The sequence below is a fragment of the Providencia sp. PROV182 genome, from assembly GCF_028480325.1.
Classification (GTDB): Bacteria; Pseudomonadota; Gammaproteobacteria; order Enterobacterales; family Enterobacteriaceae; genus Providencia; species Providencia hangzhouensis.
This window is the reverse complement of record NZ_JAMPOL010000004.1, coordinates 299,778-311,437: the sequence shown is the minus strand read 5'-3', so window position 1 is coordinate 311,437 and position 11,660 is coordinate 299,778. Positions and strand designations below refer to the sequence as shown.

The window sequence follows — 11,660 nt, the reverse complement described above, 5'->3', positions numbered from 1 at the left end:
GCAATTACACCTTTTCCAGTTTAACGGCACATTTTTTGTAATCCGTTTCTTTTGAAAGCGGATCGGTTGCATCCAGTGTTAAGTTATTCACTAGCTGCGCAGCATCGAAGAACGCCATGTAAACTAAGCCTTTTGGTGGTCTATTACGGCCACGAGTTTCAACAATCGTGGTCACATCACCACGGCGTGAAACTACTTTGACTTTATCACCACGGCGTAAACCTCTCTCTTTCGCATCGATTGGATGTATAAACACAAGAGATTCAGGGAAAGCACGGTGTAGTTCAGGAACACGGCGTGTCATACTACCGGTATGCCAATGTTCTAATACACGGCCTGTTGATAACCATAAGTCATATTCTTTATCTGGCGATTCCGCAGCAGGTTCAAATGGCAGTGCAAAAATGACCGCTTTACCATCAGGTTTACCGTAGAATTGATAACCCGCGCCAGCCTTAACGTAAGGGTCATTTCCTTCGCTATAACGCCACTGCGTTTCTTTGCCATCAACCACTGGCCAACGGATACCGCGCGCTTTGTGGTAGTCATCAAAATCAGCCAAGTCATGACCATGACCGCGACCAAAGCCAGCGTATTCTTCGAACAGCCCTTTTTGTAAGTAGAAGCCTAATTCACGTGATTCATCGTTAAGTTGGTCTTCGGCTAACTCACTCACAGGGAACTTCGTTACCGCTTGGTTAGCGAATAACACGTCATACAGCGTTTTACCGCGTAATTCAGGCTTTTTCGCTAATAACTCTTCAGGCCACACTTCATCCGTTGTAAAGCGTTTAGAGAACAACACCATCTGCATTAAGTCAGATTTCGCTTCGCCTGGTGCTTTAACTTGCTGACGCCAAAACTGAGTACGACGTTCCGCATTACCGTAAGCGCCTTCTTTTTCTACCCACATTGCTGTTGGTAAAATCAAGTCAGCAGCTAACGCACTAACTGTTGGATAGGGGTCAGAAACTACAATAAAGTTGCGAGGGTCACGCCAACCTGGCATACGCTCTTGGTTGATATTCGGGCCCGCTTGCATGTTGTTGTTACACATTACCCAGTAAAAATTCAATTTACCGTCTTTTAAAGCGCGGTCTTGGGCAACGGCATGTAAACCGACTTTTTCAGGGATCGTCCCAGCAGGTAACCCCCATACACCTTCTACTTTTTCACGGTGTTTTTCATTGGTAACCACCATGTCCGCTGGTAAACGGTGTGAGAACGTACCAACTTCACGAGCGGTACCACACGCTGATGGCTGACCGGTTAATGAGAACGGCCCACAGCCAGGTTGAGAAATTTTCCCTGTCAGTAAGTGCAGGTTATACACTAAGTTATTTGCCCAAACACCGCGAGTGTGCTGGTTAAAGCCCATGGTCCAATAAGAAACCACTTTAGTTTTAGGGTCTGCGTAAAGTTTAGCGAGTTCTTCTAACTGATCTTTTGGAACCCCTGTCATTTCTACGGTTTTGTCTAAAGTATATTCCGCAACAAAGGCTTTATATTCATCCCACGTCATTGGCTCAGATGCATCAGAACCTGCATTTTTCGCTTTTTGTTCGAGTGGGTGAGTTGGGCGTAATCCATAACCGATATCTGTTGCACCACGACGTAAATTCACGTGTTTATCAAGGAATTCCTGATTAACTGCATTATTTTGAATAATATAATTCGCAATATAGTTCAGGATCACTAAGTCAGATTGTGGTGTAAAAACGATACCGTTATCCGCTAATTCAAAGCTACGGTGTTTAAAAGTCGATAACACGGCAACACGCACGTCAGGGTTAGACAGACGGCGGTTGGTGATACGAGACCACAAGATTGGGTGCATTTCTGCCATGTTTGAGCCCCAAAGGACAAACGCGTCAGCATGCTCAATGTCATCATAACAACCCATTGGCTCATCCATACCGAAAGTACGCATGAAGCCCACTACCGCAGAAGCCATACAGTGGCGTGCATTAGGGTCTAAGTTATTAGAACGGAATCCACCTTTGAACAGTTTTGATGCTGCATAGCCTTCCCAAACTGTCCACTGACCCGAACCGAACATACCGATCCCTTCAGGGCCTTTTTCTTTTAATGTGGTTTTGACTTTTTCTTCCATAACATCAAAGGCTTGTTCCCACGTGATCGGTGTGAACTCCCCATTTTTGTCATATTCACCGTCTTTCATACGCAACATTGGCTGCGTTAAACGGTCTTTTCCGTACATGATTTTAGGTAAGAAATACCCTTTGATACAGTTTAGACCACGGTTTACAGGCGCTTCTGGGTCACCTTGGCTGGCCACGATGCGACCATTTTGAGTTCCCACCAATACCCCACAGCCTGTACCACAAAAACGGCAAGGGGCTTTGTCCCATTTAATACTTTCTTGTTGGCCAACCACTGCTTTCGCAATGCTTGGTGCGCCAATACCTGCCGCCGCAGCAGCGGCCGCTATCGCATTGGCTTTCATAAAGCTACGACGACTGAGTTTCATAATCTTCCTCACCTTGCTCTTCCTGCTGGTGGTAAACCAGCGAAACATCTAGTACGCCGTCAATATCGCGTACTAAATCAATAGTATCTAACAACGTTCTACTACCTTGCCCTTCAACAACCACAATCAGTTTTCCGTTTTCTGGGGCGCTTAACGCCACCTCACAATTAGAAAGTTGATTAATTTCTTCGGCCACAGTAGACAGTCGTTCACTTTTTACTTGTACTATTAAACTGCACACTTGATAGTTACTGTGCATGTTCATGCTCCACGGTAATGGCTGAAACTGGGCAACCTGCGACACAAGCACCACAGCCTGTACAACCTGGTGTTTCTACTTTTGGCTGGTATATACCGGCCATTGACGGACGAAAAGAGATGACTTCAGGCTCACAACTGTCTTGGCAACGTCGACATTCAATCGAAAGATAAGCAAGACAATTTTGGCCAATCGAAATTGAGATATCCCAAGGTTGGGAATGTTTTGGAAGGAAAATAGGTTCTGGACATGCTGTTGCACATGCATAGCAAAATGTACATTCACCACGCTTAAAATCAACAACAGGGTAGCCCCCTGCTCCCGGTTGGATAATTGCCGTTTCGCAACTCTCAACGCAGGCATTGCAACGGGTACACAATTCAATAAATTGCGTTTCACTACCACTCCATGGCGGCCGAACCACTGGGGCTGCACTACGCCACGCACCAGTTAATACTCCCCGACGGGTGAGATCAACCATGTTTTTTTCCTTTACATTGCCAACAAAAAAACTAAAACGTATTGATAAACCGCATTTTTTATATGTGTATTTATGAGAAATATTAACGATAGAGGTTATAAAAATACATACTACCAAGTGGGTAAAAGAGGTAATTCCCCGTATACGACTAGAAATGACAACATTTACGTTATTTACTCGCCATTAGCTAAAAATAGCATCAAAATGATAAACAAACAGGCCTTTTTAATTATTTGTTAACATTTTTTTAATATGAGTTATTAATTTAAACTCAAGTTTTAATTTTTTAAATTATAACACCAACCAAAAAATACCACTAAAGTAGTATGCACAATGTCATTTAGAAAAAAAATATCTGTGTTTTTTTTGATATTAAACAAATTTCATTTCTAACTTTATTTTAAAAACAACCATTAAATATTAAACATAAAGAAATTATTTTAAAATCAATAAAATAGAATTGGATAACGCTAAGCATCAGAATAAGAATCATTATTAATTAATTATTGAAACTAACAATTTAAAACTATTGAAAAATAACTATATCAATTTCAATAATACCTATTTTTTATTATTTCTTCACATTCTATTTCCTTATTACAAATTAACTTTTGATCAAAAACAATATTTTTAGTGTGGTTTTTTGTTACACATATAAATTGGCAATGTCTTGGTAGTATCTGTGCGCTTACTATCAAACCTAAATAACAAAAAGATACCCAAAATAGTTCGAGTCATAGGTCACAATACAAACACAACTCGAAAAATGAAGGGATGACTGGCTAAAATTACTCGAGGCCCTTTTTATGGCAAACATAAGAAATAATGCACTATGCTTATTGAGTCTGGTTGCAGGAATATTTCTCTTTACCTCTGTTCATGCTCAAACTCCTACTAAAGATAGTACATCTACCATCAATGCTCGAAATGAAACTTTCGAAGCCGCTCACCCTGACCAGTACCACTCTTGGCGAGCAACATCCGAGCAATCAAACCGTGAAGATGCATTAGCGGAAGACCCTCGCTTAGTCGTACTGTGGGCTGGATACCCATTCTCACGCGACTACAACAAACCTCGTGGTCACGCCTATGCGGTCATCGACGTCCGTGAAACCTTACGAACCGGTGCTCCTAAAGACGCCCAAGATGGTCCACTTCCGATGGCATGTTGGAGCTGTAAAAGCCCCGATGTGGCGAGGCTAATCCAAGAACATGGCGAAGATGGCTATTTCGAAGGTAAGTGGGCAAAAGGTGGCCCCGAAGTGGTTAATGTCTTAGGCTGTGCAGATTGTCATAAAACAGACTCTGCGGATTTTGCAAAAGGTAAACCAGAGCTAACGCTTTCACGCCCTTATGCAGAGCGTGCAATGGAAGCGATTGGCAAACCGTTTGATAAAGCCAGTCGGTTCGACCAGCAATCCATGGTGTGTGGCCAATGTCACGTGGAATACTATTTCTCTGGCGATAAAAAATCCGTGAAATTCCCATGGGATAACGGTACCAAAGTGGAAGATATGGAAGTCTACTACGACAACATTGGTTTCTCTGACTGGACCAACTCATTGTCGAAAGCGCCTATGCTAAAAGCCCAACACCCTGAATATGAAACTTGGAGTGCGGGTATTCATGGCAAAAATAACGTGACCTGTATTGACTGCCATATGCCAAAACTGCAAAACGAAAAAGGCGAACTGTACACCAGCCATAAAATTGGTAATCCATTCGATAATTTCGAACAAACTTGTAGCACTTGCCATACCCAAAGCAAACAACAACTGCAAGATGTGGTTGCTGAACGTAAAGTCGCTATCCAAGAGATGAAAATCAAAGCGGAAGATCAATTAGTTCGTGCTCACTTTGAAGCAAAAGCTGCATGGGATGCAGGCGCAACAGAAGATGAAATGAAGCCAATTTTGACTGATATTCGTCATGCACAATGGCGTTGGGATTTAGCTATCGCCTCCCACGGTATTCATATGCACGCACCGGATGAAGGCCTGCGTATGTTAGGTGGTTCGATGGATAAAGCGGCAGATGCACGAACCAAGCTCGCTCGCCTGTTAGGCTCAAAAGGCATCACCCATGAAATTGCCATTCCAGATATATCAACCAAGGAAAAAGCACAACAAGCCATTGGTTTAGATATGCAAAAAATCAATGCGGAAAAACAAGAGTTCTTAAAAACTGTGGTTCCGCAATGGGATGACCAAGCTCGTAAAAATGACCTATTAGCCAAATAACCATGATTTGCCCCAAATAAGGGGGCAATACAACCAATGGAGTGAATATGAGCGTACTACGTTCGTTATTAACTGCTGGGGTGCTGGCAACAGGCTTATTATGGGCAACAGCCGCATCCGCAACCCCACAAATGGCCCAAGAAAATGCAGAAGGCCGTTGGGTTGTCACGCAGCAACGCAGCGCTGACAAAGCCTGCTTAGACTGCCATAAACCTGACCAAGAAGGCATGCATGGCACTCACGCAGAAGTGGTTAACCCTAACAATAATTTACCCGTGACTTGTACCAACTGCCACGGTAACCCAGGGCCTGATCACCGTGAAGGTGTCAAAGATGTCATGCGCTTTAACAACCCAATGTATACCGTTGAGCAACAAAACAGTGTCTGTCTATCATGTCACTTACCGGAGCAGCTGCAAAAAGCGTTCTGGCCTCATGATGTTCACGTCACCAAAGTAGCCTGCGCGAGTTGCCATGACCTTCATCCGAAACAAGATACGATGAAGGTGCTGACTGATAAGGGCAAAGTAAAAATATGTGTCGACTGCCACTCAGATCAACGCAATAACCCTGATTTCAACCCAGCAGCGGTGAAATTGCGTAAGGAGCAGCCATGAGTTGTTCTCGTCGTCAATTCATTATCTACTCAGGAGCACTGGCGGCGGTAGGAGGAGTTGCTAGCCATACGCTAGCTAACACCATGAAAATAGATGGCGTTCGCTACGGCATGGTGCACGATGAAAATCTGTGCATCGGCTGTACGGCGTGTATGGATGCATGCCGAGAGGTTAACCAAGTCCCAGAAGGTGTTTCGCGGTTAACTATCATCCGTAGTGAGCCTATTGGCCAGTTTCCTGATGTTAAATACCGTTTTTTTCGCCACTCCTGTCAACATTGTGAAAGTGCACCTTGTGTCGATGTTTGCCCTACTGGTGCCTCTTTTATTGATAAAACGACAGGGATTGTTGATGTCAACCCTGACTTATGTGTCGGCTGCCAATACTGTATTGCTGCCTGCCCTTATCGCGTCAGGTTTATTCACCCCATCAATAAAACCGCGGATAAATGTGATTTCTGCCGTAAAACGAATCTAAAAAAGGGCAAGCAGCCGGCTTGCGTCGAATCTTGCCCGACCAAAGCATTAACCTTTGGTAATTTAGATGACCCTAAGAGCGATATTTCGTTGATGCTAAAAGAAAAACCGACTTATCGATTCAAAATTGCACTCGGTACTCACCCCAAAATGTATCGGGTTCCGTTCAAATATGGGGAGGTTAGCCAATGACAACAGCTTCTGCTTTCCATTTTGAATCCTTAGTGTGGGACTGGCCCATTGCGGTTTACTTATTCTTAATTGGTATTTCGGCTGGGCTTGTAGTACTTGCGGTACTTATGCGCCAGTATTATCCCACTTCGGCTGGCAGTGATAGCACTCTAATGCGCACAACACTGATTTTAGCTCCGACGACGATCATCTTTGGGTTATTGATCTTAATTCTTCATTTGACGCGTCCATGGACGTTCTGGAAATTAATGTTTCATTACAGCCCGACCTCAGTTATGTCGATGGGTGTGATGTTATTCCAAGTGTATATGGCAGTGCTTGTTATTTGGCTAGCTAAAATCTATGAAAAAGAACTCATTGTTTTACAGCAAAAATGGCTGCCCAAATTTACCATCATCCCAAGAGTATTAACCCTGCTAAACCGTGCAATGCGTTTTCTGGATATTGTGATGCTCATATTGGCCGTTTTGCTTGGGGCTTATACCGGTTTTTTACTTTCAGCATTAAAATCTTATCCATTCTTAAACAACCCATTATTACCAGCTTTATTCCTATTTTCAGGAATATCTTCAGGTATTGCGGTATCACTCATAGCAATCGCATTGCGCTACCGCAAAAATATTCATAACGGCGAAACCGCATTTTTGCACCGTATCGAAAGCTTTGTTATTTGGTTGGAGATATTCCTATTAGCGGCCTTTTTTGTCGGGTTAGCTTTAGGAGACGATGGGAAAATCCGTTCATTAATTGCTGCATTAGGCGGTGGTTTCTGGACTTGGTGGTTTTGGATTGGTGTTGTCGGGTTTGGTTTTATTATTCCACTTCTATTCAAGAAATGGATGGACAAAGGACAAGGCGCAGCAAGAGTATTGATTATCAGTGGTGCAAGCTTACTGGGTGTCTTCTGCTTACGCTTCTTTGTGTTATACGCAGGGCAGTTGACCGTCGCATAACTCACTAAATAATAAGGGTAATCATTGGAACTCATACTCCCAGAAATTGGCTTTCTCTGCCTTGCATTGGCACTGTGTATTGCCTGTTTTCAAGTATCATTCGGAGTTATTGGTTTCTTCCGCCATATTCCGAGGCAAATGCCTCGGAATATTCTTTGGACCTACTTACAATTTCTTTTCTTGCTCGTTGCTTATATTTGTTTAACTATCAGTTTTATTCAAAGTGACTTTTCGGTCGTATATGTGGCGCAACATAGCCATCGGCTATCGCCGCTATATATTAAAATTGCGGCAGTATGGGGAGGCCATGAAGGGTCAATATTTCTTTGGCTGCTGTTTATCTCAGCTTGGAGTTGTCTATTTGCATGGCGTTATCGCCAGCAAACTCACCTCGTGTTTCCTCTCACACTAACGCTTCTTGCCATTATCAGTGCGGCATTATTACTGTTTATCGTATTTTATTCTGACCCCTTTGTTCGCATTTTTCCTCCCGCTATTGAAGGGAGAGATCTCAACCCAATGCTGCAACATTGGGGATTAATATTACATCCCCCTCTACTTTATTTAGGCTATAGCGGGTTAATGGTCGTAACCGCCTTAGCGCTTGCATCTACACTTTGCGGGCAATTTAACCAAACTATCGCCGGGCTCTGTTGGCGCTTTGTCGTTCCTAGTTGGTGCATACTCACTTTGGGTATCACTCTTGGGTCATGGTGGGCATACAGTGAACTTGGTTGGGGTGGTTGGTGGTTTTGGGACCCTGTTGAAAATGCGTCATTATTGCCATGGCTAAGTGCAACTGCCCTATTTCATAGCTTAACAGTCTCACGCAAAACTGGGCACTATCGCCACTGGTCTATATTGCTGGCAATTCTTACGTTTATTTTATCTTTATTAGGCACATTAATTGTACGCTCAGGGATTCTAATGTCTGTCCATGCGTTTGCTTTGGATAACGTTAGGGCTGCACCCCTCTTTTTATTGTTCAGTTTTCTGAGTTTCGGGGCTTTATGTATATATGGTTGGAAAGCTAAAAATATCGATAATTTACCAACTAATATTAATCGCCGTCAGCTTTACTTATTACTCACTTTAATCCTATTTTCTACTGTATTATTTATTGTCCTGACGGGCACGCTTTACCCAATGATTTATACGTTATTTGGTTGGGGGAAAATATCGGTTGGGGCGCCTTATTTTAACCAAGCGTTATTACCATTTGGTATTTTAATGCTAATCATAATGGCTGTGAGTGCCATTTATCCTCTTAGCAAAACTCGCATTAAACCCCAATGGCGTATTCTTTTAATTATACTTCTCAGTGTGTTATTAAGCTTATCTCTTTGGTCTAAAGGGCTTATTATCGCCATTTCTTGTGGTTTTTTATTTGCAATTTTGCTTATCTTTTGGCTACGTCCTATCGATGCTATTCGGCAACATTTCCCTTCCCTTATCGCTCATACAGGAGTTGTAATTTTTGCTACTGGTATTGCCTTGTCAATTGGTAGCCACCACGAAACGAGTGTTAATCTTTCTGTTGGGCAATCTATTTCACTCGCCGGTTATCAATTCCAATTCAACGAACTGCAACTTGAAGCTAAATCTAATTACACGACCGAAAAGGCTATTATACAAATTAGCAAAGCTGGCCAGCCATTACACCAGTTAATCACCGAGCGCCGCCTTTATACCGCTCGCCAGCAATTAATGATTGAACCTGGTATATATTGGGGATGGTTACGCAATTGGTATGCGGTATTAGGTGAGAAAACAGGAACAAATAACTACGCGATACGCTTTTACGTGCAAGATGGCATTCAATGGATTTGGGGCGGTGCATTTGTGATGTGTTTTGGCCTATTAATAAGCTGGGTAAAAGGGAGAATAAAAAATGCTTAGAATCCTATTAGCACTATTTTTCCTATTTTTCTCTTTTATATCCAATGCTCAAATCGTTGATGTGTGGGAATTTAATTCCATTGAAGAACAAGAGTATTCTTTGCAGATCGCCTCACAGCTACGTTGCCCGCAATGCCAAAACCAAAATTTACTTGAATCTAATGCCCCCACAGCAGTAAGTATGCGCCACCAAGTTTTTAAAATGGTTGCTGAAGGGAAAGATAAAGCGCAAATCATGCACTATATGACTGAACGATATGGTGATTTCGTGCTGTATAACCCACCACTAACGATTGGAACTGCCCTGCTTTGGGGATTGCCTGCTATTGCTCTGATTGGCATTTTTTATTTCATTTTCAAATTTACTCGGTCACAAAAACAGCAACTTATAGAGAACAATTTTAGCCATCGACAAATATCCGAGCAATTATTACCCCCAGATATAACAACACCCTCGACTATCCTGCAATGGCATTTTAATAAATTACTTGCCATATTAATTGTGTTGGTTGTTATTGGTTACTTCTTCTCACCTCGATTTGAATTAGCTTATCAGGAATATCAACGTATATCCGATCCACTGCTCTCATTCACACCATTGCAGCAAGAACAAAAGGATTTATTACGCTTACAAAATGATATTCGTCAATCGCCTAAAAATAGTGAACTTTGGGCTATACTGGGTGAATATTATCTTTATCAAAACAGTTATGATAATGCGTTGATTGCTTATCAAAGAGCACTAAAATATGGCGGCGAAAATGCTCAAATATACTCTGCTATTGCAACCGTTTTATATTACCAAGCAGGTCAACAGCTAACCGAAGATATCAGAGCGGTAATCAATAAAGCATTAAGCCTTGATAATCAAGAAGTTACCGCATTAATGCTAGTTGCTTCTGATGCCTTTATGAATGCAAATTATGAGCAAGCGATTGATATTTGGCAAAAGTTATTAGATAGTAATAGTTCTCGTATTAATCGCTCTCAGCTCATTGAAGCTATTCATATGGCAAAAATAATGAAGAATAAAAAATAATAATCTTATCTTTATTATTAATTTTATTACGCTAGGGATTAATACATACTAAATTATCACAGTAGTGATAAAATATTCTTTTATGAATGTCTATTTATTTAAATGTGTAATTTTTCGTTTCTTATTGATTACCATTGTGTCCCCCCTATATTACTTCAAATAATCTTATGTTAGATTGGCAACAGTAAATTATCCCAAATGTAATCCAAGTATATCTCCGTAAGTGAAATTATCAATTAAAATTTAGCTTATGGTGATAAATTTTATTTACTTTTATATTATGGCATTCATTGGGAGGTTCAAAAATAATAACATAAGAAATAAACACTATGAAAAATAAAATATTTTCATTTTTAGTTATTGGCCTAATTGCAGGCGCGTCCTTTATAGGAGGCGTTGTAAGTAACTATACACCTGATTTAGACATTGTAGAAAAATCTCAAAAAGCGGTTGAAGATTTTTTAGCATTTCCCAAAACAGCTGAGTATAAAAATGTTAAATATCATGAGATAAGAGAAACCTTAGACCATGGTATGCTAGGCTATGTATGCGGTGAAGTACTTATTTTTACTAGCCAAAATTCATATTCATTTAAACGTTTTGTGGTCAAAACTTATCTTCATAATGATGGCCGTAATGTTGTTTCCATTCCATTAATCGATAGAGATGATAAAGAATTTCCTGATAATGACTTTAATGTTATTTGGAATAAGTATTGTAATAATTAAGTAAATATAAAACCCAATTGTTTAAATAAGATATTTCCGAGCCCTTTAAAATTTCATTAATATATCAAAGGGCTCAAATTAAATATTACATAAAAAACTATATTCTCTTTAGATATCTGTCATTCCGTAAATCAATCTTTTAATGATGATTACATTTTATCGTGGAGACTCTGTACTAACAGAGCATCTAGGCAAAATGCGATCAATTCAGACTATCTCCTTTTGAGCTATCCCTCATATAGAATTATTTTTCAATAGTAATTCATCCCTGCTTGATATAAAGTC

Annotated in this window: 10 protein-coding genes; 7 read left to right on the top strand and 3 right to left on the bottom strand. The window is 41.0% G+C overall.

All coding sequences use genetic code 11. The features are described 5' to 3' along the window. Positions 1-4: 4 nt before the first annotated feature. From napA to napF, 3 genes are read right to left on the bottom strand one after another with little or no spacing between them, the layout of a single operon-like run. On the bottom strand, positions 5-2,491 hold the full coding sequence (napA, locus tag PR834_RS04145; protein ID WP_036958481.1) for a nitrate reductase catalytic subunit NapA: 2,487 nt from the start codon (positions 2,489-2,491) through the stop codon (positions 5-7). Continuing rightward, positions 2,472-2,750: a chaperone NapD gene (gene napD, locus PR834_RS04140; RefSeq protein ID WP_036958482.1), complete on the bottom strand. Its 279-nt coding sequence runs from the start codon at positions 2,748-2,750 to the stop codon at positions 2,472-2,474. The genes napA and napD overlap by 20 nt, the downstream gene beginning before the upstream one ends. Then, on the bottom strand, positions 2,740-3,231 hold the full coding sequence (gene napF, locus PR834_RS04135; RefSeq protein ID WP_004262238.1) for a ferredoxin-type protein NapF: 492 nt from the start codon (positions 3,229-3,231) through the stop codon (positions 2,740-2,742). Before napF ends, napD begins: the two co-directional genes overlap by 11 nt. A gap of 806 nt (positions 3,232-4,037) precedes the next feature. Between napF and nrfA the strand changes: the two genes are divergently transcribed. The 7 genes from nrfA (at position 4,038) to PR834_RS04100 (ending at position 11,375) form a co-directional block, all read left to right on the top strand. Further along, a complete protein-coding gene (gene nrfA / locus PR834_RS04130) occupies positions 4,038-5,471 on the top strand; it encodes an ammonia-forming nitrite reductase cytochrome c552 subunit (RefSeq protein WP_004262239.1) in 1,434 nt (477 codons plus the stop codon). A gap of 47 nt (positions 5,472-5,518) precedes the next feature. Further along, positions 5,519-6,088, top strand: a complete 570-nt coding sequence (gene nrfB / locus PR834_RS04125; protein WP_004262246.1) for a cytochrome c nitrite reductase pentaheme subunit — start codon at positions 5,519-5,521, stop codon at positions 6,086-6,088. After that, positions 6,085-6,756 (top strand): cytochrome c nitrite reductase Fe-S protein, encoded by a 672-nt coding sequence (gene nrfC, locus PR834_RS04120; protein ID WP_094961333.1) that lies wholly within the window; start codon positions 6,085-6,087, stop codon positions 6,754-6,756. The genes nrfB and nrfC overlap by 4 nt, the downstream gene beginning before the upstream one ends. Then, entirely contained in the window at positions 6,753-7,709 is a 957-nt protein-coding gene (gene nrfD, locus PR834_RS04115; protein ID WP_136135151.1) for a cytochrome c nitrite reductase subunit NrfD, read from the top strand. The genes nrfC and nrfD overlap by 4 nt, the downstream gene beginning before the upstream one ends. Positions 7,710-7,733: 24 nt before the next feature. Continuing rightward, positions 7,734-9,608 carry a heme lyase CcmF/NrfE family subunit gene (locus PR834_RS04110; RefSeq protein WP_094961331.1) on the top strand — a complete coding sequence of 625 codons (1,875 nt, stop codon included), beginning with the start codon at positions 7,734-7,736 and terminating at the stop codon, positions 9,606-9,608. Beyond that, positions 9,601-10,647: a heme lyase NrfEFG subunit NrfF gene (gene nrfF, locus PR834_RS04105; protein WP_004262269.1), complete on the top strand. Its 1,047-nt coding sequence runs from the start codon at positions 9,601-9,603 to the stop codon at positions 10,645-10,647. The genes PR834_RS04110 and nrfF overlap by 8 nt, the downstream gene beginning before the upstream one ends. A gap of 329 nt (positions 10,648-10,976) precedes the next feature. Beyond that, entirely contained in the window at positions 10,977-11,375 is a 399-nt protein-coding gene (locus PR834_RS04100) for a hypothetical protein (protein WP_004262270.1), read from the top strand. The last annotated feature ends 285 nt before the right edge of the window (positions 11,376-11,660 follow it).